The following is a 24806-nucleotide window of genomic DNA, read 5'->3' on the forward strand; positions in this document are numbered from 1 at the left end:
TAGACTTCAGTCGTTTGTTCGCACGACAGCCCGCGGGCCCCGATCGTGAGGAGGTGAGGGCGATGAGTCCCAGTCAAAGTCTCGAGTCTCACAGTCGCACCTCGTCCATCCTCGGAGTGCGGTTCGATCGAGATTCGTCGACCACCCGTCCCGTCACCAGCTGAGTAACTGACCGCGCGTTGCGCGCGGAACGCGACCGCGGTGGCGAATCTTTGTGCCTGCCGTCTCGTCGGCACGGCCGATCGGCACCAGCACTCCCGTACGTCTTGGGAGTCCCGATGTCCTTCCTCCGTGATCTTCGCGTGCCGCGTCCTCGGCGCACCCCGAACGCGCCGGTGCCGTCTGAGCAGTACGTGCCGTCCACCGAACCGGACCGCAACCGCCCCGGCGGCAGCATCGTCGACAACGGGATCTATGTCGACGGCCGACGGGTCAAGGAACCGAGCAGCCTGGACGAGACGTACGCGATGCTGGACGGCACCGAGGGTGGGATGGCCTGGATCGGCTTCTATCGTCCGAGCGCGGCCGAGATCGGCTCGGTGGCCCAGGAATTCGATCTTCATCACCTGGCCGTCGAGGACGCCATCGCTGCCCATCAGCGGCCGAAGCTGGAACGCTACGGCAGCACGCTGTTCTGCGTGTTGCGGCCGGCGCAATACATCGACGCCGAGGAACGGGTCGAGTTCGGTGAGTTGCACCTCTTCGTCGGCGACGACTTCGTGGTCACCGTCCGACACGCCGAATCTCCGGATCTGGGACGGGTCCGGCGCCGGCTGGAGGCGTCCCCGGAGCTGCTCCGGCTGGGCCCCGAAGCGGTGTTGTACGCCGTCCTGGACGAGGTCGTCGACGAATACGGTCCGGTGGTGTCCGGGCTGCAGAACGACATCGACGAGATCGAGGACCAGCTCTTCAGCGGCGACGCCGCGGTCACCCGCCGGATCTACGAACTGTCCCGCGAGGTGATGGAGTTCCAGCGCACCACCCGGCCGCTGCTGGCGATCCTGCGCGGGCTGGAGGCCGGCTTCGACAAGTACCGGGTGGACGAGGAACTGCAACGCAGCCTGCGCGACGTCGCCGACCACGTGATCCGGACCGTCGAGGCCGCGGACAGCTTCCGCAGCGTGCTGCAGAGCGCGATGAGCGTGCACGCCACGCTGGTCGGCCAACGGCAGAACGAGGAGATGCGGACGATGACCGAGGCCAGCCTGGCCCAGAACGAGCAGATGAAGCGGATCTCGTCCTGGGCCGCCATCCTGTTCGCACCCAGCCTGATCGGTGCGGTCTACGGGATGAACTTCGACGTGATGCCGGAGACCCACTGGCAGTGGGGTTACCCGTTCGCCCTGGTGCTGATGTTGGCGATCGCGGTGCTGTTGTACGTGGTCTTCCGGGCCCGTCGCTGGTTGTGACCGGGCGCCCTTCTCGATCGGGCGATGGTGAGCATCGGTGATCACCATCGCTGATCAGGAGCGGTCGGGCACGGAGTTGATCAGCGGCCGACGCCGGCCAGGTCGCGCCCGGCCGCGACGGCGGCTTCCTCGGCGGTCTTCTTCATCAGCGACGCCTCTTCGACGAAGGCGTCCAGCGCCGGGTTGACTCCGGCGAGGGTGAGCTCACGCTCGATCACGGTCAGGTCCGCACCCCAGACCTCGGCCAGGACCCGTTGCAGGTAAGCGATGTTGTGGTCCCAGCCTTCCTTCGGCGTACCCGGCGCATAGGAACCGCCGCGGGTGGTGAGCAGGACGGTCGGCGTGCCGTCCAGCAGCTTCTCCGCCGGTGATTCGGCGCCGGCGATGGCGAGGTCGATCCACGTCTTGACGTGCTGGGAGACGCCCCAGTTGTAGAGCGGCAGAGCCAGCACGGCGACGTCGGCGCTGCGCAGTTCGCCGGCAATCGTCTGGGCCAGTTCGAGCGCGGCGACCTGCTCGGGGCTGCGGCTCTCGGCCGGGGTGAAGGAGGCGCCGATCGCGGTCGGCCAGGCGTCGGCGGGCAGCGGCTGCTGAGCGAGGTGTCGGCTGACGACGGTCTCATCCGGGCGGTCGTTGCGGAATTGGTCGACGACCTGGTCGGCGAGCGCACTGCTCGCCGAGTTGTCGCCTTGGATGCTGGAGTCGATGCGCAACAAGGTCATCGGGGTGGTGCTCCTCGCGGTTCGCCCGTGCTCGAGGTCCGGCACGGTGACGGATTTGAATGTTCAAGTTCAAGATAGCGCCGATCGACTTGAACATTCAAGTCCGAGTCCTACGATCGATCCATGAGCAGCGATAAGGTCGAACCGTGACCAGTGCCGTACGTGGCGATCGGGACGACTCCCCCGGGACCGGGGTGACCGACCGATCAGGCGTGGCCGACCGATCAGGCGTGGCCGACCCGCCGTGGCTGAATCCGACCCAATTGCACGACTGGATGGCGCTGGTCGCCATGTTCAGCACCCTGCCGGCAGCGCTGGACGCTCAGCTGAAACGGGACGCCGGGCTGAATCTGTTCGAGTACCAGGTGCTCGTCCAGCTCGGCGAGGCGCCCGGCGGGCAGGTCCCGATGAGCGATCTGGCGGTGCTGGCGAAGAGCTCACCGTCCAGGCTCACGCACGCCGTATCCCGCCTCGAACGGGCCGGCTACGTGACCAAGGCCGCCTGTCGATCCGCGGGCCGGCGGACCGCGACCTTCCTGACCGACGCCGGCCGGCAGAAGCTGCACCAGACGGCGCCGGGTCACGTCCGGGAGGCGCGACGGCTCGTCGTCGATGTCCTGACCGCCGAGCAGTTGGCGGTGACCGGCGACGCCTGCCGCGCGATCGTCGAGGCGATCTCCCCCGAGTTCACCGACATCCTGTGCCGGGTGCCACCTTCGTCCGACGCGGATTCCAGCACCGGAACCTGCTGACGGACCACGGATCTCGATACAGTCCCGACATGGCTGAGCGTGTCGGGGTCGAGGGTGTTGGCGTCCGGTCCGAGGTCGGACGGCTGCGGACCGTGCTGCTGCATCGCCCGGGCAACGAGCTGCGCCGACTCACCCCACGGAACAACGACGCGCTGCTGTTCGACGGGATCCCCTGGGTCGATCGCGCCCGGGACGAACACGACGCCTTCGCCGAGGCGCTGCGCAGCCGCGACGTCGAAGTGCTCTATCTCACCGAGCTGTTGGCCCGGACGCTGGAGTCGGTGACCGCTCGTGCCCAGGCGGTCGACCTGACCCTGTCCGATCTGCGGTTCGGCGAGCGGCTGCGGCGCTACCTCCGGCAGGAACTGGCCGATCAGCCGCCCGACCGGTTGGCCGAGATCCTGACCAGCGGGCTGCGCAACGACGAGGTGACCGGAGTACGGACCCTGGTCACCGGACTGCTCGGTGCCGACGACTTTTTGATCGATCCGCTGCCCAACCTGCTGTTCACCCGGGATTCCAGCACCTGGGTCGGCGACCGGGTCGTGGTCACCTCGCTGGCGATGCCGGCCCGTCGCCGGGAGACCCAGCTGACCGACCTGATCTACAGCTTCCATCCACGCTTCGCCCCGCCCGGATCCGAGCCCGTCCAACGCATCCACGGGCCGAGCGCGGAGCATCTGGAAGGTGGTGACGTGCTCGCCCTGGCTGCCGGCGTGCTCGCCGTCGGAGTCGGCGAACGCACCACACCGGCCGGCGCCGAACGACTGGCGCGGACGGTCCTGGAATCGGACCTGGCACACACCGTGCTGGCCGTTCCGATCGACCAGGACCGAGCGACCATGCATCTGGACACCATCTGCACGATGGTCGACACCGACGCCGTCGTGATGTATCCCAACGTCGCCCATCGGTTGGATGCGTTGCCGATCACGCTGGGCGATGACGGCGAGTTGGTGATCGGCGAGCGCCGACATTTCCTGGACGCGGCCGCGGACGCGATGGGGATCGAACGCCTCCGGCTGATCGACACCGGCCTGGACCCGGTGACGGCCGAACGCGAGCAGTGGGACGACGGCAACAACACCTTGTGCATCGCCCCGAAGATCGCCGTGGCCTACGAACGCAACACCGAGACCAACGCCCGACTGGAGGCGGCCGGCATCGAGGTGATCACCATCGCCGGCTTCGAACTCGGCACCGGTCGCGGCGGCCCGCGATGCATGTCCTGCCCGATCCTGCGCGACGAGCTGTGAACCGTCCCGAACAGGTCCGAAGGGCAGCGGAATCGCTGCTGGGCCTGCGGATCACGGCACCGCCGCGACGGATCGAGCGCGGCTACGGCAACGAGAACTGGTGGCTGTCCGGCGACGACCGGGAGTACCTGCTCAAGATCGCTCCACCGGCGGCCGACCTCGGCAAGCTCACGGCGTCAGCGCGAGCCCATCGGCTCGCGGTCGAGCGGGGCGTACCGGCGCCTGAGCTGGTCATCTTCGAACCGGCCTGCGCCGAGCTGGACGGCCGGACCGTACGGATCGTCGATTACCTGGACACCGTGCATCCACCGGAGGTGCTGACCGCCGACACGGTGCCGGAATTCTTCGCCGGGTTCGGCGCCGCCGTGGCGACACTGCACTCCGTACGCCCCGGTGGTTTCGCTTCCCGGGTCGGCGGTTCGACGACCTTCCCGACCTGGGCCGACTACGTCGACTTCCGGGTCCCGCAGATCCGCGGCCGGGCCTTGGCCACCGACCTCTATCCGGCGGCGGACTGGAACGCCATGCTCGACCGGGCACGCGATCTTGCGGCCGTCGTGTCGGATGTGGTCGAGCCGTCGCTGGTGCATCGCGATCTCTACCTGGACAATGTGTTGGCCGACCGCGACGGACGGTTCGCCGCGATCATCGACTTCGACGGCGCCGAAGTCTGGGATCCGGTGGTGGATTTCGTCAAGCTCCGCTGGCAGGTGTTCGGTGAACATCCCGGCTCGGCGGCGGCCTACCTGCAGGGGTACGCCTCGGTCGCCGGCCCGATCCGCCGCTTCGCCGAACGACTGCACGTGGTCGAGATCCTGGAGTTGGCCAACCATGCCGCCAACGCGGCGCTGACCGACAACCCGGCCTTTGCCGAACAGGCCACGGCCCGCCTGGACGTGGTGCTGGGCAGCACGCCGGACGGGCCCGCGGTCGACCTCGACGTCGATCAGCCGACGACCTGACGCTCCGGTTCCGGATCCGGCGTCGGCGTTGCCGGCGGCACCGTCGAGCGCTTCGGGACGGCGGCGATCGCCAGCCCGGCCGCCGCCACCAGCACGCTCAGCAACAGACCGGGCCGGTACGCAGCGAGCATCGCCTCAGGCGTCGCCCTGGCAGTCTCGCCGCCGGTGGTCACCAGCGCCGTGGTGACCGCGAGCACCAGTGCCGCACCGACCTGGGTGCTGGTCTGCACCAGCCCGGCGGCCAATCCCTGCTCGCTGTTCCTGATCCCCGACGTGGCCTGCACATTGATCGACGGGAAGCCCAACGCGAAGCCGCCGCCGAGCAGGATCACCGATGGCAGGATGGCCAACGGGTAGGACGGATGGGTGTCGATCCGCAGGAACAACAGGTATCCGGCCAGCAGCGAGATCATCCCGAGCATGATCAACTTCGGACCGCCGAAGCGATCGATCAGTCGGTCGGCGAAGGGAGCGCTGCCGACCACCAACAATCCGGCCGGCAACAGCGCCAGCGCCATCGTCAACGGCTGCCAGCCGAGCACCGACTGCAGGTAGAGCGTGACGATGAACTGGAAACTCAGGTAGGAACCGAAGAGTGCGACGGCGGCAAGATTCGCGCGCGCCACCCACCCCTGCTTCAAGATCGAGAACCGGATCAGCGGGTGTTTGGCCCTCGTCTCGATCAGGCCGAACGCCGCAAGAATCATCGCGGCCACGACGAATCCGCCGATCGTCCGGATCGATGCCCAGCCGGCGTCGGGAGCCGAGACGACCGTATAGACCAAGATCAACATTCCGGCCGGGAGAGCGACCGCCCCGGCAAGATCGTGGCCACCCTGCTCTCCCCGCCCGTCACGCGGGATGAAGAAGAAGCCGAGGACCAGGACCGCGACGGCGAACGGCACCGAGAACAGCATCGTCCACCGCCAGCTCAGTCCGGTGACCAGGCCGCCGACGATCAGGCCGAGCGAATAGCCGGAGGCTCCGAACACCGAGTAGATCGAGATCGCTCGGTTGCGCTCGGGCCCTTCGCTGAAGTTGGTGGTGATGATGGAGAAGCCGGTCGGTGCGGTGAATGCCGCTGCCAACCCCTTGATGAAGCGGGCCGCGATCAGCAGCCCGGGATCATCGGCGACGCCACCGAGGATCGAAGCCAGGGCGAAGACCGACAGCGCGATCAGGAAGATCCGCCGCCGGCCGAGCAGATCGGCCAGTCGACCGCCGAGCAGCAGCAGACTGCCGTATCCGAGGACGTAGCCGGAGACGACCCATTGCAGGGTCTCGGTGCTGACGCCGAGCTCGCGGCCGATGGTCGGCAGCGCGACCCCGACCATCGAGACGTCCAGTCCGTCGAGGGCCAACACGGTGCAGAGCACCAACAGCAGCGCCCAGCGCCGCGGCGACCAGCGGGATGTGGTCGCGAGATCAGGTGTGCGGTTCACAGTCGACGACTTTATATGCCGCGTCATAGAATGCGCAAGCATATTATTCCGTCGCATTGGATGCGGGAGCATGTTATACACTCGGCCTCATGACGGGTACCAAGACGGCCGGCGGCGCAGCCGGCGAGGCGACCCTGGTCGGCCGCTGGCGGGATCTGCAGGAGCGCTACCTGACGACGGCAGCGAGCATCGAGCGCGGCCTGAACAGCGAGCACGGGCTCGGCCTCAGCGACTTCGAGGTGCTCGACCTGATCGCGGAGAACGACGACCCCGACAGCCCGTGCCGGATGAAGGATCTGTCCAAGATCTCACCGATGACCCAGAGTGCACTGTCGCGGATCGTCGACCGACTGGAGAAGTCCGGCCTGGTCACCCGCAACTCCTGCGCCGAGGATCGGCGAGCCCTGATGGTGTCGATCACCGACCAAGGACATCAACTGCATCAGCAGGCCCAGCAAACCCACCGCCGGCTGCTCCGCGAAACCCTCGGCTCGTAGGGAATCACTGAGCCCGTCGAAAGACCCCTGAGCCTGTCGAAGGGCGCCCGAGCCTGTCGAAGGGCGCCTGAGCCTGTCGAAGGGCGTTGACCGTCGCGAGACACGGCCCTTCGACAAAGCTCAGGTCCCTGGACGCGGGTCGATCAGCCGACCGGTGCGCCGGTCAGCGTCTCCATCACGACGTCGGGGAAATCGGAGGTGTAGCCGTCCACTCCGAGGTCCCGGCAGAACTGCACATCCTCCACGGTGTTGACGATCCACGGATGGACCTCGTTGCCGCGCCTGTGGGCTCGCTCGACGAAGCCGGGATCCTCCCGCAGCCGGGTCACGTCGGGACCGACGATCCGGACACCGTCGGGCAGTTCACCGTCGGGCACCCGGCTCAGATCGGAGACCAGGAAGGTCCGGCGCAGCTCCGGCAACAGCTCGCCGATCTTGATCAACGCCTCCGGATCGAAGGTGATCATCCGCACCGGCGAGTCGGCGGTGTGCCAACCGCGTTCGGTCAGCAGTTCTGCGACCCGTTCCTCGATGTCGAGCCCGCGGGGTGTGGGATGCTTGGTCTCCAGGTTGAGGTTGATCCGCGCACCGCGATCGCGGGCGTCCTTGATCATGTCCAACAGCTCGACCAGCGTCGTGACCGCCCGTTCCTGTGGAGTCGGATCAGCGGTGAACCAGGACCCGAAGTCGACCGTCCGCAGGTCGGCCAGGGTCCAGTCCAGCAACGGCCCGGTGGCGTCGGAGGTGCGGTCGACGGTCAGATCATGCAGGCAGACAAGATGATCATCGGCGGTGAAGTGAACATCGCATTCCAAGCCGAGCTCGATGCCGGTGCGCTCTGCATAGTCGATCGCCTCGGCGTACGAGGCGTGTGTCGATTCGGGATAGCGGCCGCTGAAGCCGCGATGGGCGAAGAGTTGCAGACCTGATTCGTCGAGGAACGTCGCAGCCGGTGTGCTCACGGACCTCATCCAACCACGTCCGGCGATCAGCCGGTGTCTTGAGGGTGAACGGACTCAGTCCTGCAGAGTGTCGGCGGCGGTGGCGACGACCGCGTCGGCCAGCAGCGCCAGCATCGGCGAGTGCAGCTTCCACTGCTGCCAGTAGAGCGGCACCCTGACCGAGACCGTGGGGTCGATCTCGATCAGCTCGCCGCTGTCCTCGAATCCGGCGCTCTGTTGCGGCGGGATCATGCCCCAGCCGAGGCCGAGTGCGATCGCCCGGGCGAAGTCGGCGGAGACCGGGATGTAGTGCCGTGGCGGTCGTAACCGTCGCCGGCTCTTCTTGCGCAGATAGCGATCCTGCAGTTGATCATCGCGGTCGAAGGCGACCATCGGTGCCTGCGCCAGCGCTTCGGGGGTGGCACCGTCGGGGAACCATCGGCGGGCGAATGCCGGGGCGGCCATCGGCCGATAGCGCATCGCGCCGAGTCGACGCACCGTGCAGCCCTGCACCGGTTCGGCGACGGACGTGACCGCCGCCATCACGGTGCCGTTGCGGAGCAACTCGGTGGACAACGCTTCGTCGGCCCGATGCACCTCGAAGTAGATCCCCTGGTCCGACTCCACCCGGGCCAGCGCTGCCAGCGCCCAGGTGTTGAGCGAGTCGCCGTTGATCACTACCGGCAGGGTGTTGGTGCCGGCACCGGTCTGCTCCGAACCCAGCGCCAGCGCGGCGTCCTCGCTGAGCAGGATGGTCTGCCGCGCCATCCGCAGGATCACTGCGCCGGCCTCGGTCGTCCGTACCGGCTTGCTGCGCAGCACCAACACCCGGCCGACGGCGGACTCCAGTGCCTTCAGCCGCTGCGAGATCGCCGACGGCGTGACCCGCAGCTGTCGTGCCGCGGCGTCGAGCGTCCCGTGGTCGACGACCGCGACCAGGGTGCGGAGCTGATCGGGCTGCAAGTCCATAAGCACTCCTTATGTACCTGCAGAAACTTTAGCTGGTCTGGTTGTTTTTCGTCGCCTACCGTCGAGGAGGGCGCTGAGCAATTGGCTCGTCGCGAGCGCCGCGATGTGCGTACACGGGCACGTCGCGGGAGCGGAGGCAGGCCGGGGCCAGTCGAGCGAGCGCAGCGCCGCCCGTGTGCGTGCAGCGTGGCGCGCAGCAGAGCGAATTGTTCAGCGCCCTCCAAGGGCGACAACGGTGGATCACGACGTGAGGATGTGGATGGACGGGACCGGACCGGCGACAGCGTTCCAGGGAATGTTGATGATGCTGTCCCTGATCGTGGCGATCGGGGCACAGAACACGTTCCTGCTGCGCCAAGGACTGCGGCATGCCGCGGTGACGCCGTTGGTGCTGATCTGCTGGCTGTCGGACTGCGCGCTGGTGCTGATCGGCGTCAGCGGTCTGGGTGCCGTCGTCGACCGGGTCCCGTACGCGATGACGGTGATCCGCATCGTCGGCGCCCTGGTCCTGCTCGGCTATGCCGCGCTCGCGATCCGACGCGCGGTCCGCGGTGAGAGTCTTGACCTGGAAGGCGCATCGGGACGTCGGACGACCCTGTCGGCGATCGGCACCTGCCTGGCGATCACCTGGCTGAATCCGCACGTCTATCTCGACACCGTGCTGATGGTCGGTGCGGTCGCCAACAGCCACGGCTCGCCGGGGCGGTGGTGGTTCGCCGTCGGCACCTTGATCGGAAGTCTCGGCTGGTTCGCCGCGCTGGGCTACGGCGCCCGGCTGCTCCGTCCACTCTTCCGCAAGCAGCGCGCCTGGCGGATCCTGGATTCGCTGATCGCGGCGATCATGATCAGCACAGCGGCCAAGCTGCTGCTCTCCTGAGGACCGGTCGCCGGCGACGAATCAGCGGGTCAGCGGGCGGGAGTCCGCCGCCCAGGCCTGGATGCCGCCTTCCAGATTGACCGCCTCGCGTCCGATCGAGTTGAGGTAGGCGGTGGCCTGGGCCGACCGCCCACCGACGGCACAGATGCAGACCACCTTGTCGCTGACCTCGTCGACACGGGCGATCAGCTGGTCCAACGGAATATGAGTCGACCCCTCGATCCGGCCGACGGCCCATTCCGCGTCGGTCCGGACGTCCAGCAGCATCCAATCCGGTCCGGGAAGTGCGGCGAGTTGGTCGGTGGTGATGGTCGGCAGCTCAGGCATGCCGCCATTGTGCCCCGGTCGCCTCGGATCCGGCGACCGACGTGAGCAGAATCATCGACCGGTGACGCCGTCCCGCGGGTGCGGTCGGGGTGGCCGGTCGAGGATTCTGGGTCGCACGGTTGTGGCGGCGAACGGTCAGGCGTCGACCTCGACCAGCCGCTCGAACAGGAACTCGTACGGCAGATAGGACACGTCGTACTCGTGACCCGGTTGATGGGCATTCAGCTGGGACATCTGGATCAGTCGCCAGCCGTCGATCAGCGCGTCCAGTCCGGTGGCGTACGGCGGCTCGTCACTGTCGCCCATCGTCGGGCGGGACCGGCCCGTGCCGTCGTAGCGGGTCCAGCCGATCACGTTCGAGTCCAGGGCGGAGGTGCCGAGGTAGAGGATCAGCAACTGCTGACGCAGATGGGGGTCGATCGGTCGTGCGGTGAAGGATTCTTCGACCGTTGTGGTCATGGAGTTCTCCCGTCGGAATGGAAAGCGGAGCAGATGGTGGGTGCAGGCACGCCGCGGGCGCGGTCGGTGGCGCCGGGCCCTGGAGCCAGGTTCAGAAACCCCAGCCGCTCGACGATCGGCTGGATCCGAGCCGGACGTCGGTGGCACCCGGCGCGACGAACTGCGGTCGCAACTGCTCGCGGGTCAGGTAGTTGTCGATGTCGAAGAGCTGGTCGCCGGTCAACGTACGCCAGAGCTTGGCGCGATTGACCAACTCCAGCCGGCCCTCGTTGGCCGAGCTCCAGCCGAAGCTGGTGGTCAGCTCCTTGAGCACACCCGGATCGTCGATGTCGTCGGTGTTCCACAGCCGCAGCTGGCGGACCGTCGGGTTGAATCTGATCTTGAACATGTAGCGCGGCTGGTCGGAGTCGTTGCGCCGTCCACCGTGCCAGATCCCGTGGTGCAGCAGCACGATCGTGCCCGCCGGACACACCAGCCGGGTCTGTCCGGCGAGGTTCTGGTAGCGACCGATGCCGGTCTGGTTGATCTTGCGCAGATGCGTTCCCGGCACGCTCAGCGTCCCGCCCTGTTCCAGGGTCACCTCGCGCGGGTAATACATCAACTGGACGTCGAAGGCGTCGGTGCGGGTGTCCAGGATCGCGTCGCCGTGCATGTTCTGCGCCTCGCCACCGCGCGGCGGCCGGACGTGCACGGCATGGTGGTCGATCACCGGCTGCGGGCCGACCAGACTCTGCACCGCACCGGCGATCGCCGGCAGATCGAGCAGCTCACGGACGAAGGTGCCCTGCGGGAAGGCCTCGTCCAGTGGTGTTCCGTACGGGTAGCCGGGGATCCCGGCGTCGAGGATCTCGATGGCGCGCTGGTTCATCTCATCGGGAACCACCGCCTCGAGGGCAAAGCTGCCATGTGAGACGAAGTGGGCCATTTCCACCGACGTCATCAGATGCTTCCGGTCGACCAAGCTGGTCATGAAGCAGTCCTTCCAGGTCGTGTCAGACGGTTCAATCCTTGTCAGGATGAGCTATTCGCCGGTCAACGCTAGTCGGACCGACTCCGACCTGTCGTGGTGCTGATGCGGCCTCTACTGGTTGAATTCCGGCATGAGTGATGAGTCCGCACCGGCGGTCTGGCTGGATCTCGACCAGCCGCCGGAGGTCGTCAACCAGGGCCGCGGCACACACGGCATCCGTCGTCCGGTCGACGAGTTCCAGCTGCCCGAGCTGTGGTCACTGCATCTGTACGGCTACCACGCCGATCTCGAGGTCGCCGAGCGCAGCTATCCGATCGCCCCGGGAGTGATCTCGCTGGTGCCGCCGGCCACCGCCCATCGCTTCCACTACCGGGGTCCGTCCAGTCACCTCTACGCGCACTTCCGCGCCGACGGCGGACTCATCGACCATGATCATCCGCCGCCTCGCGGTACCTCCGGACGGCTCCGGCTGATCATGTCGACCGGCGCGGAGTTGCCGGAGATCACCGATCTGATGTCGTCGGCGATCGCTGCGGCCGCCGTCCGACCGGCGCGCACCCGCGCTGACATCTGGGGAGTGCTGCTCCGGCTCGCGGATCGACCGCCGGCCCGACATGCGGCCCGGGTCGCACCCGATCACATCCGTACCGCGATGTCCTACATCGAGGCCAGGCTGGCCGAACCGTTGACGGTGGCCGAGGTGGCCGCGGCGATCGGCATCTCGGCCAATCACCTGGCCAGGGTGTTCGCCGCCGAGACCGACGAGACCGTCGTACGCTACATCCGCCGGCGGCGGATCGATCATGCCCGCCGGCTGCTGACCAGCACGACGATCCCGATCGGCGCCATCGCTGCCAGCGTCGGTTTTCCTGACCTGCAGGCGTTCAACAAGGCCTGCCGAGCGGTCACCGGGCGATCGCCGCGTCAACTCCGCTCCGCGTCATGATCGGCACCGGCATGATCATTTCAACAGCCGGGACATCCGCCGGTCGGCAAGCTTCTTGCCACCGGTCTGACAGGTCGGGCAATACTGCATCGACGAGTCGGCGAAGGAGACCTCGGCGATCGTGTCACCGCAGACCTCGCAGGTCTGACCGGCTCGACCGTGCACCCGCATCCCGGACTTCTTCTCCGCCTTCAGATCCTTGGCGGCCAGCCCTTCGGACCGCTTGATCGCCAGCGCGAGCTCGTCCTTGATCGCGACGAAGAGGGCGGACCGCTCGACATCGGTGAGCGAATTCGCCGGCTTGAACGGACTCAGCTTGGCCACGTGCAGGATCTCGTCGGAGTAGGCGTTGCCGATCCCGGCGATCACCTTCTGATCCTTCAACACACCCTTGAGCTGGGAACGGCCGGCATCGCTGAGCAAAGCGGCCAGCGTGTCGACGGTGAAGTCGTCGGCCAACGGGTCCGGCCCGAGGGAGGCGATGCCGGGAACGCTCTGCGGATCGGTGGTGACGTAGATCGCCAGTTTGCGTTGGGTGCCGGCCTCGGTGAGATCGAATCCGGAGTCGTCGTCGAGCCGGACCCGGAGCGCCATCGGGCCCTTGCCCGGGCGTAACGGCTTCTCGCCCAGCTCGTCGCGCCAGCGCAGCCAGCCGGCGCGGGCCAGGTGGAACACCAGGTGCACGCCCTGAGCATCGATGTCGAGGAACTTCCCGTGCCGGGAGACCTTCTCGACCTCCAGGCCGTGCAGCGCGGTCAGCGGTGGATCGTAGGTCTTGAGAGCACTGAACGCCGCCAACTCGACACGCGCGATCGCGTGCTCGCGCAGCCGTTCATCGAGGAATCGCACCAGCGACTCGACCTCGGGCATCTCGGGCATAGCAGCCATTATGGTCCGCGCCACCCACAGCCCGGCCCGATCACGGCACTCTCCCCCGCGATTCCGCCCCGGATCGCCCCAGATCGCCCCGGTCAGATCGCAACACGTGTTACCGAATCGCCGTCGAACACCCCCACCTCTGGGGGGCGATATGCCCCCACATGTCGCGATCTGACCGAGCAGCGTCGGCCCCGATCGGTGCTGTCGTACAGGTCGGTACTGGTCGGTGCAGGTCGCCGCCACCCGGCGAAATCTCAGCGCCTGCGCTGAAATCGCCCTCAGCCGTCGGCGGACCGGGGCGAAATGGCCGTGCGTGTTACCACGCCCCTTGGGCGGCGACTCCGTGGGCGATGTGGCGCCCACTGTTGCTATCTGGCCGGATGGACGACGCGGGGTACGGGCCGCGACGGCGTCGGCCCGGGCGAGGGTTACTCCGCTGAGGGCCAGTGCGGCAGCGGCAGTGTGAGGGCGGCGGACAGGCGGCGCAGGTAATCGGTGCGGTCGACCTCGATCACGCCGAGCGTGGCCAGGTGCGGGGTCTGCCACTGCACATCCAGCAGCCGGGGTTCGCCGTCGGCGCGCAGGATGTCGACCAACCCGACCAGCGCTGCCTTGGAGGCGTCCCGGCCGATCGTCGGGTGATGGAACATCGATTCGCCGGCGAACAGTCCGGCGATGTTGACCCCGTACAGGCCTCCTGCCAGCCTGCCGTCCTCGGTCCAGGCCTCGACCGAGTGCACCACGCCGGCCTCGTGCAGTACGCCGTAGACCTCGGCGATCCGGCGATCGATCCAGCCACCCGGGCGGGACCTGTCGGCACAACCACGGAGCACGTCGTCGAAGGCCGTGTCGACGGTGATCCGGTAGCGCTTGATCATCTTCCGCAGTGAACGGGACACCTTCAGCCCGTCCAGCGGCAGGATGCCCCGGTCCAAGGGCGAGTACCACCCCATCAGCTGCCGTCCGCGGAATCCGTGGTGTGGCATCGGGAACACGCCGCTGCGGTAGGCCTGCACCGCCAACTCGGGGCCGAACTCCTCGGTCATCCCGATCAGGTCACTCTCCGGCCACCGCCGCGGCGGGCCGAACACCGATCCCTCGTCCGCCAAACCAGCCATGATGGACGAGTCTGGCACGAACCGGACAGACTCCCGCGCGGGCGTCGGACGACCGGATCCGGGTTATCCCTGAGGTTTCCAGCGTCGACCTGCACCGGAGGTCGGTCGACCCGTCACGGAACGTACTCTGGATCGCGCGGCGGATGATTTGTCCGCAGCACCCGTGCCGGCTCGCCGGCGTGGTCGTCGACAGTTCGGAGGATCGATGCCGTCAGCAAAGGATGTCGGGCGGGCGGTGGCGCGCCGACTGCAGCCGGTGACAACGACCGGGCCGCAGGCCGCCGGCACCATGCTGCGCAGGATCGTCGAGGTCGCCATCGACGGCACCGGCCGCTTCCCCAGCGCTCGTACGACGGCTGCTCGCCACCTCGAAAAGCACGGCGGCTCCGTCGATGCCGCCATCGAGTCGCTGATCGACAGCCACGTCAGGATCGGTACGGCGCAGGGTTTCGTCACCAACCTCGGTGGGATCGTCGTCGCCGCCGTCACCATCCCGGCCAACCTGGCCGGCGTCGCCGTCGTCCAGGTCCGGATGATCGCCGCGATCGCCCATCTGCGCGGCTACGACATCGACGACCGGCGGGTCCGTACGGCGCTGGTGCTGTGCCTGCTGGGTGGCGAGCAGATCGGCCGCCGGGTCGCCAGCGGGCGGCTCCCGACGACGCCGCTGGCCATCGCCACCGCACCCGTCTTCGACCCCAATCTGGACGCCCGCGTATCCGAGGCCGTGGTCGGCGATCTGCTGGCCCGGGTCGGCGGCAAACACCTGCCGCTGTTGATCACCCGCCGGATCCCGCTGCTCGGCGGCGGTGTCGGGGCCGTCGTCGACGGTCTGGCGACCTATCAGATCGGCCAGTTCGCCAAGGGCGAGTTGGTCCGCCGCCGCGCCCTGTCCAACTGAGTCTGCCCGCCCTCGACCGGCTGGACAGCCGGACCGGCTGGGATCGGCTGCGGGACCGGTCAGGAATCGAGAAGCACCCGACGTCGCCGGGTCCTAGCGTTGTCGCCGACGGCCCGAACCTCTGTCGGGTCACTGGACACGAAGGGGTTGACCGAGATGACGACCGACACCAAGAGTGGCTTCTCCGCCGACGAACGGGCCGCAATGAAGGCTCGCGCAGCCGAGCTGCGTTCCTCGGGTAAGAAGGGTGCCAAGGCGGCCGACGGGCTGCAGGCCCTGTTGGACAAGATCGCGGAGATGACTCCGCAGGACCGGGCGCTGGCCGAGCGCGTCCACCTGGCCATCACCGCCGCCGGACCGGACCTGCTGCCGAAGACCTGGTACGGGATGCCCGCCTACACCGATGCCGACGGCAAACTGATCGTCGCCTTCAAGAACGCCGGCAAATTCGGCTCCCGCTACGCCACGCTCGAATTCCAGGACTCCGCCCGCCTCGACGACGGCGACATCTGGCCGGTCTCGTTCGCCATCCCGGCCTGGACCCCGGCGGTGCAGAAGAAGATCACCTCGCTGATCAAGGCCGCGCTCTCCTGACCACTCGCCGGGCCGACCGCCCTCGCATTGCCGCACCGGCTCCGTACCTTCGCACCAGGTGTACAGGGTGCGGGGACACGCAACCGGTGCGGAAGGGTCAGCCGGCGATCCGGCGGAAGATCGGCAACGGGGCGAAGCGCATCACCGGGGCCAGGAACGCCCATGGCCGGGTCGGTACGTAGACCCGGGCTCGTTCGGACTCGATCGCGTCGTAGAGCGCCGTGGCGCCGGTCGGCAGGTCCACCGACCACTTCTTGTTCGGATCGTCCTCGTTGATGGCGGTGTCGATGTAGCCGGGGAAGATCGTGCTGACCGTGATCGGCCGGTTCCACAGGCTGGACCGCACCGATTCACCGAGGGTGGCGATCGCGGCCTTGCTGGTGGAGTACGCCGCCATCCTGCCGCCGAGGCCGCGCAGCGCCGCCATCGAGGAGATGATCACCAGGTGGCCGGCCTGGGCGGTCCAGAACTGCTGGACCGCCGCCTCGACGGTGTTCAACGTCCCGATCACGTTGGTCTGCAGCACCCGGCGGTTGTCCGCCGCCTGCCCGGTCCCCACCTGGGCACCGAGCCCGATCCCGGCATTGGCGACCACCCGGTCGAGGCCGCCGAGATCCTCCGCCGCGCGGCCCATCACCCGCTGCACCTCGGCGTCATCGGTGACGTCGAGGCGGTAGGTCTCGAAGCTGCCGGCGGGATGGTCACGTCGGAGTTCCTGCTGCAGCGCGTCCAACTCGGGTTGCCGTCGGGCACAGAGCGCGAGATCGCGACCGTCGGCGGCCCAGCGGCGAGCGAGCTCGGCACCGAGTCCGGATGACGCGCCGGTGATCAGGATCCGCTGACGACGCGGCGGGGTACGGCGGACGGACGCCCGGGGCGGTGGGTTACGGGAGAGGAGCGGCACGGGACCAACCTACGGCGTCGGTCTGTTGCGATCAGCAACCTCACAGGATCGGAACTTGCGCCGAAACCCGGACAGTCTTACTTTAGGCAAGCCTAACCAATTCTGGCTCACCGGACACGGGGGATCGACCGACCACCATGATTGCCAACTTCCTCATCGGCCTGCGCGAAGGCCTGGAGGCCGCACTGGTGGTCAGCATCCTGATCGCCTACCTGGTCAAGAGTGATCGGCGGCACCTGCTGCCGCGGATCTGGACCGGTGTCGGCATCGCCGTGCTGATCTCGCTCGGCTTCGGCGCCGCCCTGACCTTCGGACCCAAGGGCCTGACCTTCGAGGCCCAGGAGGCGATCGGCGGCTCACTGTCGATCATCGCGGTCGGCTTCGTCACCTGGATGATCTTCTGGATGGCCGGTGCCGCCCGGTCACTCTCCGGCCAACTCCGTGGCCAGATCGACCGGGCCGCCGACGGCGCCCGCTGGTCGCTGGCCGTGGTCGCCCTGCTGGCGGTCGGCCGGGAAGGGCTGGAGACCGCGCTCTTCCTCTGGGCGGCCACCCAAGCGGGATCAACCGGCGGCGGTTCGCTCGGTCCGTTGCTCGGCGCGGCCGCCGGAATCGGCGTCGCCGTCGTACTGGCCTACTTCATGTACCGCGGCGCACTCAAGATCAACTTGTCCCGGTTCTTCACGATCACCGGCGCCTTCCTGATCATCGTCGCAGCCGGGGTGCTGGCCTACGGCGTCCACGATCTCCAGGAAGCCCGCATCCTGCCCGGCTTGCAGACGCTGGCCTTCGACGTTTCGGTGGCCGTCCCGCCGACCTCCTGGTACGGCACCCTGTTGAAGGGCGTGTTCAACTTCTCACCGGCCACCACCACACTCCAATTGATCGTCTGGCTGGCCTACGTCGTCCCGGTGATGACGATCTTCGTGCTGCGTGCACGCAGCACGCACCGTCCACGGCCGACAGCCGTGGCACCGACCACATCGAACTCGGGGACCATCTCATGATCACGACCACTCAACCGGATCACCGCCGACGGCGCGCATTGGCCATCGGATCGCTTGCCCTGTTGGCGATTCCGCTGGCAGCCTGCACCGACAACACAGCCGCCGGCTCCGGCGAGTCCAAAGATCCACGATCCTTGACTGTGCAGGCCGGCGACACCAGTTGCACGGTCTCCGGCGCCAAGGCGCCAGCGGGCACGATCCGGTTCTCGGTGAAGAACACCGGCAGCAAGATCAACGAGTTCTACCTGCTCGGCTCCGACGGGTTGCGGATCATCGGAGAGGTGGAGAACATCGGCCCGGGCCTGACCCGCGATCTGGTGCTGAACGCCGTACCGGGCAAGTACTTCACGGCGTGCAAGCCCGGCATGGTCGGCGACGGCATCCGCGCCGGCTTCACCGTCTCCGACTCCGGTCAGCCCTCCCAGGGGAAGGCCGATGATCAACAGCTGATCGACCAGGCCAACAAGCAGTACGCCGGCTACGTCAAGGACCAGACCGAACAGCTGATCACCAAGACCGAGAAGTTCGCCAAGCTCTACACCGCCGGCGACGACGACGCAGCGCGCAAGCTCTACCCTCAGGCCCGGGTGCACTGGGAACGGATCGAGCCGGTCGCGGAGTCCTTCGGAGACCTGGACCCGAAGATGGATCTGCGGGAGGCAGACCTCGAAGCGGGACAGAAATGGACCGGCTGGCATCGGATCGAGAAAGACCTCTGGCCGGCCCGGGCCAAGGGCTACAAGCCGCTCACCGACGCCCAGCGCAAGGCCTATGCCGACAACCTGGTGGCCAACACCCAGACGCTGTACAAGCGGACCCGGACGATCACCTTCACCGTCGACCAGATCGGCAACGGAGCCAAGGGACTGTTGGACGAGGTCGCGACCGGCAAGGTAACCGGCGAGGAGGAATACTGGTCGCGCACCGATCTGTGGGACTTCCAGGCCAACGTCGACGGCGCCAAGGTCGCCTTCGAAGGGCTGCGGCCGATCCTGAAGAGCCGCGATCCCGAACTGGACCACGAGATCGACGCCCGGTTCAGCAAGCTGCAGAAGCTGCTGGACCAGCAGCGTGACGGCGACGGCTTCGTCAGCTACGACGAGCTCAGCCACGCCGAGGTCAAGCAGCTCAGCGACGCGGTCAACGCACTCTCCGAGCCGCTGTCGAAGCTCACCGCAGCCGTGATCTGACCGAGGTCTCGATCATGGTTGAGCAGGATCCGGATCGGCGTTCCGGGGACGTCGAACACGACGAATCGGTCCGTCGACAAGCTCAGGACCCGGAACCGGCACCCTCCGCGACGCGTTCGACGGTTGCCCGGCGGGGGCTGTTGGCAGCCGGTGTCGGGGTGGCCGGCGTCGGAGTCGGACTGGCCGGCGGCACCGCGTGGGCTGCCAGCCGGGACGGCTCGGATGACCAGCCACCGCCGGGGAGCCGCAGCTACCCGTTCTACGGCAGCCATCAGGCAGGGATCGTCACGCCGGCTCAGGACCGGCTGCACTTCGCGACGTTCGATGTCAGCACCACATCCCGTTCGGAGTTGACCGCACTGCTGCAGGCGTGGACGCAGGCCGCGGCACGGATGACGACCGGCCACGGTGCCGGCAGCATCGGACCGACCTCCGGTGACTACGACGCTCCGCCCGACGACACCGGTGAGGCGATCGGCCTGCCGGCGTCGGGACTGACGATCACGTTCGGCTTCGGACCGTCGCTGTTCCGCGATGATCATGGCCGGGACCGGTTCGGTATCGACGACCGGCGACCGGTTGCCCTGCAACGACTGCCGCACTTCCCCGGTGATCAACTCGTGCCTGCGCAGAGCGACGGCGACCTGTGCATCCAGGCCTGCGCCGATGACCCGCAGGTCGCCGTGCACGCGATCCGCAACCTGGCCCGGATCGGCTTCGGCACGGTGGCGCTGCGCTGGTCGCAACTCGGATTCGGCCGGACCTCCTCGACCAGCACCGGGCAGAGCACCCCGCGCAACCTGTTCGGCTTCAAGGACGGCACCGCCAATCTCAAGGCCGAGCATCGCGTCGACGTCGATGAGCATGTCTGGGTCCGCCGCGGGGCCGATCATCGGGCGGACTGGCTGACCGGGGGGTCGTACCTGATCACCCGCAAGATCAACATGAGCGTCGAGACCTGGGATCGGCAATCCCTGCGGGAGCAGGAGGCCGTGATCGGCCGGACCAAGGCCGAGGGGGCGCCGCTGTCCGGCGGAACGGAATTCAGCGCTCCCGATTTCGCCGTCAAAGGGCGGGGCGATCAGCCACTGATCGCGACCGACTCACACGTCCGGATCGCCCATCCGAGCCAGAACAACGGTGCCCAGATGCTGCGTCGCGGCTACAACTTCTTCGACGGCAGCAATGGGCTCGGACGGATGGATGCCGGGCTGTTCTTCATGGCCTACGTCACCGACCCCCGAACCCACTACATCCCGATCCAGAACAAGGTCTCCCGGGACGCGATGGCCGAATACCTGCTGCACACCGGATCGGCGATCTTCGCGGTGCCACCCGGCGTCCCGAAGGGCGGCTACGTCGGCCAGGACCTCTTCGAATCCTGACCCGGCCCAGCTGGTCAGCGGATTCGGGCCGGGATGACCGGGCTCGGCTGGGGCCGTTTGGGCGTGATGCCTTGTCCGTGCGGCACCCGGGCGATGCCGCGGGCCAGCCAGGGGCCGAGCCAGTGCAGTCCCCAGTCCACCGTGCTGCCGATCCGGCCGAAGGCGCGCAGCTCACGGGGCGCACCCGGCAGCGGATCCGACCAGTGCTCGAAGCCGTCCAGACCGAGCAGGTCAGCGAATCCCTCGGCCATCTTGGTGTGCCCCAGCCAGTTGCCGTGCAGACCGTCCTCGTACCAGAGCCGCGGGTCGGAGGCGACCGGATAGGCGGTCAGGTCGAGCAGCAGCGCGCCGGTGCTCTTCGCCGAGGCCCGGACGATATCGTTCAGGATGATCATCCGCTCCCGGGCGTAGCGACCGAGCGGGTTGAGGAAGCTCGGATCCGGCATCAGGAAGCTGATCACGGTGATGCCCCGCTCGGTCGCGGCACCGAACATCGCGTCGTAGTCCGCGGCCAGCCGGCCGAACTCCGGGTGCGGGCCGATCACATCGTTGACGCCGCCGGTGATGCTCAGCAGATCCGGGTCGAGCGCGAGCGCGGCATCGAACTGGGTGCGTCGGATCTCGTTCAGTCGCAGGCTACGGATGGCCAGGTTGGCATACTCCAACGGCTCGTCCTGCGCGGCGGCGATGTGATCGGCAAGGCGATCCGCCCAACCCCGATAGGCCCCGTCCTCGGCGAAGTCCTGGAGACCTTCGGTTGCTGAGTCCCCGATCGCTACATAGCGGCGGAAGTTCCTCACAATCCGATTCTGGCACTCGAACTCAAGTCGGTTTCACCGAGCCGGCGGCGCCGATCCGCCCGCTCAGCCCCGCAACCGACGGGCCGCTCGCCGGAGCCGACGACGGATCCGGGTGGCCAGCGGCTTGTCCGCCTTCGGCGGTTCGGACGCCTTCGGTGTCGGCTTCGGATCGGGCAACCGGCCGAAGGGACGCGGTTCGTAGCCGCCGACCTTGCGCCTCCGGTCGGCCTGCTCGCCCTGCTGGAGCCATCGCAGGCGTCCCAGCAACTGCTCGGTCTGCGCACTGTCACCGGTTTGCAACGGTCGCACCCCGGCGGGGAAGTTCACCTCGTCCAACCGGGAGTCGAAGTCAGGATTGTCCTTGCCCGGTTGATGAATGTGCTCCAGCCCGTTCTTCTCCAGGAAGCCCAGGTAGTGATCGAACGCTTCCGGTTGGCGGGAGTTGAAGGCGGTGAAGTCCGCTCGATCGTAGAGCTCGGCGGGATCGGTCTGCGGCGTGATCCGCTTGGCCTGGGCGTACGGGATGGCGTGGTAGTCGGCGAGCTCGGTGGTCCGGGAGTCGAAGGCCATCAGGTAGGCCGGAGTGCCGACCGAGAGGGCGGCGATGTTGCCGTGGATCCGGGTGCCGAAGGCGAACTCACGCTCGGCCAGGAAGCGGTGCCAGACCACGGGATCGAGGAAGAAACGCACCTTGCCGTCGCGATAGAGCCGGTGCCGGTAGCTGGTCGGCATGGTGGCGTCCTGCGGTGCGTCCAGCGGCTCGCCCCACAACAACAATCGCAGCTCGGCGATGGTCTGCGGCACGTAGATCAGATCCGGGTAGTGCTCGGTCGCCCGGTTGATGATCTTGGCTGCGGTGGTCTGGGAGAGGGTCAGGTTGGCAGCGATCGGGCTGTCCGGGCGCAGACCGGTCTGGCTCTTCTGCACGGTGAGCCCACGCCCTGAGGCATACAACGACGGGCAACCAATCACCTCGATGTGCTCGTCACCGAAGCCCAACTTGGCCAGACAGCGGCGGGTGATCTCGCCCCGGACACCGACCTTTGCCGACTTGTCCAGCACCGCCGACAGGAAGTCGGCGGTCACCTCCCGTACCTCCTGCGGCAGCACGGTCGCATTCGTCGCTGCCTGGGCGCCGACTCCGACCACGACCACCGGCATCTCCAGCTGCCGGATCAATCCGGTCAGCCGGCGGAGCTGGTTGGCAAAACTCGGCCGGAACGCGTTGGCCAGCGGGATGACGAACGCATCGTACTCGGCGTTGATCTTGGCGATCGTCTCCGGCAGCAGGTTGACCCGGTCGGTGACGTAGCCGCTGGAGACGACCTCGTTGTCCGGCACCGACAGCACCTTGTGGACGGCCTCGGCGAACAGCATGTTGCCCGCATTGCTCGCGAACACGTTCCGCGCCAGCGACGCCTCCGGCGACAGGGCGAGAAAGGGATCCTTCGCGGAACGGATCAGAATGCGCTTCATCGGTTCGATTCAGGTCGGTGGACAGTGCACCACAGGGTAACTGCTGGTGCGCCGGTCCACCGACCTGCCGGGCACCGGGTCAGCCGGCGCCCCGCTCGGCTGCCAGCGTGCTGATCTTGTCCGCAGCCAACTGAGCCAGCGTCGCGGCCTGGTCGGCCAACACTCCGTCGTCGAACGCCGCGCGCGCCGAGTGGTTGGTCGGCGCGTTCTCGGTCACCGGGCCCGGATGCGCGCCGAGGAAGATGAACGCACCCGGCACCTGTTCCAGGACCAGCGAAAAGTCCTCCGACCCCATTCGCGGCTCGGGCATCAGCCGGACCCGCTCCGCACCGTGCAGTGCGGTGAGCTTCTCGATCACCCAGGCCGTCTCGGTCGGGTCATTGACCGTGACCGGATAGACGACCTCGAACGCCGTCTCGGCAGTGCAGCCGTGCGCCGAGGCGATCCCGTCGGCGAGCTTCGGCAGGTCGACGGCGAGCTGAGCGGACGAATCCTTGGACAGCACCCGGACCGACGCGTTCAGGGTCGCGGTGTCGGGGATGATGTTCATCGCCGTGCCGGCGTGGATCTGGCCGACGGTGATCACCACCGGATCGAAGACACTGACCCGGCGCGTCACGTAGGACTGCAACGCCAGCACGATCTCGGCGGCCACCGGCACCGGGTCGACGCTACGGGCCGGCTGCGACCCGTGTCCGCCGCGCCCGGTGACGGTGATGGTCAGCTCGTGGCAGCCGGCCATCAGCGCGTTCGGGCGCAGCGCGAAGGTGTTGTACGGATCCTCTGCCATCACGTGGATCCCGTACGCCGCGTCCGGTCGCCGGCCGGTCACTTCCAGCAGTCCCTCGGCGATCATCGGCTCGGCACCGCCCGGGCTCTCCTCGCCGGGCTGGAACATGAAGATCACGTCACCGGGGAGCTCGTCGATGTGTGCACTCAGCAGCCGGGCCGCACCGACCAGGCCGGCGGTGTGCAGGTCATGGCCGCAGGCGTGCATCATGCCGTTGGTCGAGGCGAACTCCAGGCCGGTCTCCTCGATCACCGGCAGCGCGTCCATGTCGCCGCGCAGCAGCACCGTCGGCCGGTCTACGCCGGCCGGCACCGGCCCCTTGCCCCGCAGCACGGCCACCACCGAGGTGATCGACCGACCGGTGCTGACCTCCAGACCCAACCCCTCCAGCGCAGCCAGCACCCGGGCCTGGGTCTGTGGCAGGTCGTTGCCGCGCTCGGGGATCTGATGCAATTCCCGCCGCAACGCAACCAGATCTGGATGGATCGTCCTCGCCTCCGGTTTGAAGTCGATCGCGGTCAGCACACCGTCCGTCACTTGGCACCTCCGAAGTTCCACTCCTGCAGATCCGATGCCGTGCCGTACCAGAACGGCGTGGCGCCGCCGACCTCGAGGGACTTGTTCTTCGAGGCGATCGAGCTGTCGGAGTACGTGGTCAACACCGGCATGTCATCCTGCCAGAGCCGCTGCAGCTGACTGTAGACGGCCTATCGATGTTGGAGATCAACCGGACCGGTGTCGTACTTGTCCTTTCTGCTCCATCGCCAGCACGGTCGGAAACCGTACTTCTCCTGGCGGCTCACCGCATGAGTCACCCATCGGCGCATCATCTTGTCCTTGAAGATCTCGTTGCTGAGCATCACCGTCTGGAAGGCGATCGTCGGGCGGGCCGTCGTGCTGGCCTCGGGCAGCTTCTGGACCGTCCTCAGTTCCTTGATCAGCATGTTGCTGCTGCCGTTGGCCAGGTTCGCCCGGATGGTTCCGGTCTCCACCTCCGGCGAGATTCGCAGCCGGCATGACCTCCATGATCATCTCCTTGATCTTCGGCGCCACGAGGCAGTACGTGTTGTTGGCGGCGAACTCCACCTGCCGTTCAGGTGCCGACTCCTGGCTCAACGACCTGCCGCGGTCTCCACATCGTCGTGTTTCAGCCCGATGTCGATGGTGTGATCACGGTGAACCGTCGTCGCCATTGATCCCCGCGACGTCGTCGGGTCATAGCGCAACGAGGCT

General features: G+C 67.5%; 27 protein-coding genes. 12 read left to right on the forward strand and 15 right to left on the reverse strand.

Features of this window, described 5'->3' with window-relative positions:
• Positions 1 to 278 precede the first annotated feature (278 nt).
• Positions 279 to 1409: a magnesium and cobalt transport protein CorA gene (locus BLU38_RS12040; RefSeq protein ID WP_091524972.1), complete on the forward strand. Its 1131-nt coding sequence runs from the start codon at positions 279 to 281 to the stop codon at positions 1407 to 1409.
• A gap of 80 nt (positions 1410 to 1489) precedes the next feature.
• Here the strand turns inward: BLU38_RS12040 and BLU38_RS12045 are convergent, their stop codons facing one another.
• Positions 1490 to 2131: an FMN-dependent NADH-azoreductase gene (locus BLU38_RS12045; RefSeq protein WP_091532315.1), complete on the reverse strand. Its 642-nt coding sequence runs from the start codon at positions 2129 to 2131 to the stop codon at positions 1490 to 1492.
• Positions 2132 to 2277: 146 nt separating this feature from the next.
• Between BLU38_RS12045 and BLU38_RS12050 the strand changes: the two genes are divergently transcribed.
• Genes BLU38_RS12050 through BLU38_RS12060 form a run of 3 tightly spaced genes read left to right on the forward strand, consistent with a single transcriptional unit; the run spans position 2278 to position 5101 of the window.
• Complete coding sequence (locus BLU38_RS12050) at positions 2278 to 2883, forward strand: MarR family winged helix-turn-helix transcriptional regulator (protein ID WP_197680089.1); 606 nt, start codon at positions 2278 to 2280, stop codon at positions 2881 to 2883.
• Positions 2884 to 2912: 29 nt separating this feature from the next.
• Positions 2913 to 4139 carry an arginine deiminase gene (locus tag BLU38_RS12055; protein ID WP_091532319.1) on the forward strand — a complete coding sequence of 409 codons (1227 nt, stop codon included), beginning with the start codon at positions 2913 to 2915 and terminating at the stop codon, positions 4137 to 4139.
• Positions 4136 to 5101, forward strand: coding sequence for an aminoglycoside phosphotransferase family protein (locus BLU38_RS12060; protein ID WP_157683408.1), 966 nt, complete (start codon positions 4136 to 4138; stop codon positions 5099 to 5101). Before BLU38_RS12055 ends, BLU38_RS12060 begins: the two co-directional genes overlap by 4 nt.
• On the opposite strand, the gene BLU38_RS12065 is transcribed toward BLU38_RS12060, so the two are convergent.
• A complete protein-coding gene (locus tag BLU38_RS12065) occupies positions 5086 to 6543 on the reverse strand; it encodes an MFS transporter (protein ID WP_197680090.1) in 1458 nt (485 codons plus the stop codon). The two genes, BLU38_RS12060 and BLU38_RS12065, sit on opposite strands and share 16 nt — an antisense overlap.
• Positions 6544 to 6632: 89 nt before the next feature.
• On the opposite strand from BLU38_RS12065, the gene BLU38_RS12070 reads away from it, so the two are divergent.
• Complete coding sequence (locus BLU38_RS12070) at positions 6633 to 7040, forward strand: MarR family winged helix-turn-helix transcriptional regulator (protein ID WP_091524982.1); 408 nt, start codon at positions 6633 to 6635, stop codon at positions 7038 to 7040.
• A gap of 143 nt (positions 7041 to 7183) precedes the next feature.
• Here the strand turns inward: BLU38_RS12070 and BLU38_RS12075 are convergent, their stop codons facing one another.
• Positions 7184 to 8002, reverse strand: coding sequence for a glycerophosphodiester phosphodiesterase (locus BLU38_RS12075; RefSeq protein ID WP_157683409.1), 819 nt, complete (start codon positions 8000 to 8002; stop codon positions 7184 to 7186).
• Positions 8003 to 8056: 54 nt separating this feature from the next.
• Positions 8057 to 8950, reverse strand: coding sequence for a LysR family transcriptional regulator ArgP (locus BLU38_RS12080; RefSeq protein ID WP_091524989.1), 894 nt, complete (start codon positions 8948 to 8950; stop codon positions 8057 to 8059).
• 259 nt (positions 8951 to 9209) lie between these two features.
• Between BLU38_RS12080 and BLU38_RS12085 the strand changes: the two genes are divergently transcribed.
• Positions 9210 to 9827 carry a LysE/ArgO family amino acid transporter gene (locus tag BLU38_RS12085; protein ID WP_091532321.1) on the forward strand — a complete coding sequence of 206 codons (618 nt, stop codon included), beginning with the start codon at positions 9210 to 9212 and terminating at the stop codon, positions 9825 to 9827.
• Between the two features lie 21 nt (positions 9828 to 9848).
• Here BLU38_RS12085 and BLU38_RS12090 read toward each other — a convergent pair whose 3' ends face one another.
• From BLU38_RS12090 to BLU38_RS12100, 3 genes are all read right to left on the reverse strand, one after another.
• Positions 9849 to 10154, reverse strand: a complete 306-nt coding sequence (locus tag BLU38_RS12090) for a rhodanese-like domain-containing protein (protein ID WP_091524991.1) — start codon at positions 10152 to 10154, stop codon at positions 9849 to 9851.
• A gap of 135 nt (positions 10155 to 10289) precedes the next feature.
• A complete protein-coding gene (locus BLU38_RS12095) occupies positions 10290 to 10613 on the reverse strand; it encodes a hypothetical protein (RefSeq protein ID WP_197680091.1) in 324 nt (107 codons plus the stop codon).
• A 91-nt stretch (positions 10614 to 10704) separates the two neighbouring features.
• The gene (locus BLU38_RS12100) at positions 10705 to 11583 is read right to left on the reverse strand and encodes a phytanoyl-CoA dioxygenase family protein (protein ID WP_172836121.1); all 879 of its coding nucleotides are present in this window, start codon (positions 11581 to 11583) and stop codon (positions 10705 to 10707) included.
• 130 nt (positions 11584 to 11713) lie between these two features.
• On the opposite strand from BLU38_RS12100, the gene BLU38_RS12105 reads away from it, so the two are divergent.
• Positions 11714 to 12529 carry an AraC family transcriptional regulator gene (locus BLU38_RS12105; protein ID WP_091524994.1) on the forward strand — a complete coding sequence of 272 codons (816 nt, stop codon included), beginning with the start codon at positions 11714 to 11716 and terminating at the stop codon, positions 12527 to 12529.
• Positions 12530 to 12544: 15 nt separating this feature from the next.
• Here the strand turns inward: BLU38_RS12105 and BLU38_RS12110 are convergent, their stop codons facing one another.
• Positions 12545 to 13408, reverse strand: coding sequence for an Fpg/Nei family DNA glycosylase (locus tag BLU38_RS12110; protein WP_091524997.1), 864 nt, complete (start codon positions 13406 to 13408; stop codon positions 12545 to 12547).
• Positions 13409 to 13836: 428 nt separating this feature from the next.
• Positions 13837 to 14526 carry a leucyl/phenylalanyl-tRNA--protein transferase gene (aat, locus tag BLU38_RS12115; RefSeq protein ID WP_091524999.1) on the reverse strand — a complete coding sequence of 230 codons (690 nt, stop codon included), beginning with the start codon at positions 14524 to 14526 and terminating at the stop codon, positions 13837 to 13839.
• 205 nt (positions 14527 to 14731) lie between these two features.
• On the opposite strand from aat, the gene BLU38_RS12120 reads away from it, so the two are divergent.
• Together BLU38_RS12120 and BLU38_RS12125 are read left to right on the forward strand one after the other, a co-directional pair.
• Positions 14732 to 15427 (forward strand): EcsC family protein, encoded by a 696-nt coding sequence (locus BLU38_RS12120; protein WP_091525003.1) that lies wholly within the window; start codon positions 14732 to 14734, stop codon positions 15425 to 15427.
• A 156-nt stretch (positions 15428 to 15583) separates the two neighbouring features.
• Positions 15584 to 16021 (forward strand): iron chaperone, encoded by a 438-nt coding sequence (locus BLU38_RS12125; protein ID WP_172836122.1) that lies wholly within the window; start codon positions 15584 to 15586, stop codon positions 16019 to 16021.
• A 97-nt stretch (positions 16022 to 16118) separates the two neighbouring features.
• On the opposite strand, the gene BLU38_RS12130 is transcribed toward BLU38_RS12125, so the two are convergent.
• Positions 16119 to 16925 (reverse strand): SDR family oxidoreductase, encoded by an 807-nt coding sequence (locus tag BLU38_RS12130; RefSeq protein ID WP_091525006.1) that lies wholly within the window; start codon positions 16923 to 16925, stop codon positions 16119 to 16121.
• Positions 16926 to 17062: 137 nt separating this feature from the next.
• On the opposite strand from BLU38_RS12130, the gene efeU reads away from it, so the two are divergent.
• From efeU to efeB, 3 genes are read left to right on the forward strand one after another with little or no spacing between them, the layout of a single operon-like run.
• Entirely contained in the window at positions 17063 to 17932 is an 870-nt protein-coding gene (gene efeU / locus BLU38_RS12135; RefSeq protein ID WP_091525008.1) for an iron uptake transporter permease EfeU, read from the forward strand.
• Positions 17929 to 19122, forward strand: coding sequence for an iron uptake system protein EfeO (gene efeO / locus BLU38_RS12140; protein ID WP_091525010.1), 1194 nt, complete (start codon positions 17929 to 17931; stop codon positions 19120 to 19122). Before efeU ends, efeO begins: the two co-directional genes overlap by 4 nt.
• A gap of 14 nt (positions 19123 to 19136) precedes the next feature.
• A complete protein-coding gene (gene efeB / locus BLU38_RS12145) occupies positions 19137 to 20507 on the forward strand; it encodes an iron uptake transporter deferrochelatase/peroxidase subunit (protein WP_091525012.1) in 1371 nt (456 codons plus the stop codon).
• Positions 20508 to 20521: 14 nt separating this feature from the next.
• Here the strand turns inward: efeB and BLU38_RS12150 are convergent, their stop codons facing one another.
• From BLU38_RS12150 to BLU38_RS12165, 5 genes are all read right to left on the reverse strand, one after another.
• A complete protein-coding gene (locus tag BLU38_RS12150) occupies positions 20522 to 21307 on the reverse strand; it encodes an SGNH/GDSL hydrolase family protein (RefSeq protein WP_157683410.1) in 786 nt (261 codons plus the stop codon).
• 63 nt (positions 21308 to 21370) lie between these two features.
• Positions 21371 to 22783: a polysaccharide pyruvyl transferase family protein gene (locus BLU38_RS12155; RefSeq protein ID WP_091525017.1), complete on the reverse strand. Its 1413-nt coding sequence runs from the start codon at positions 22781 to 22783 to the stop codon at positions 21371 to 21373.
• A 79-nt stretch (positions 22784 to 22862) separates the two neighbouring features.
• Positions 22863 to 24110, reverse strand: a complete 1248-nt coding sequence (locus BLU38_RS12160) for a M20 metallopeptidase family protein (protein WP_231920307.1) — start codon at positions 24108 to 24110, stop codon at positions 22863 to 22865.
• On the reverse strand, positions 24107 to 24241 hold the full coding sequence (locus tag BLU38_RS32040; RefSeq protein WP_269458174.1) for a hypothetical protein: 135 nt from the start codon (positions 24239 to 24241) through the stop codon (positions 24107 to 24109). Before BLU38_RS32040 ends, BLU38_RS12160 begins: the two co-directional genes overlap by 4 nt.
• A 39-nt stretch (positions 24242 to 24280) precedes the next feature.
• Positions 24281 to 24565 (reverse strand): hypothetical protein, encoded by a 285-nt coding sequence (locus BLU38_RS12165; RefSeq protein ID WP_091525020.1) that lies wholly within the window; start codon positions 24563 to 24565, stop codon positions 24281 to 24283.
• Between the last annotated feature and the right edge of the window lie 241 nt (positions 24566 to 24806).

This window comes from Microlunatus soli (assembly GCF_900105385.1).
GTDB classification, from domain to species: Bacteria; Actinomycetota; Actinomycetes; order Propionibacteriales; family Propionibacteriaceae; genus Microlunatus; species Microlunatus soli.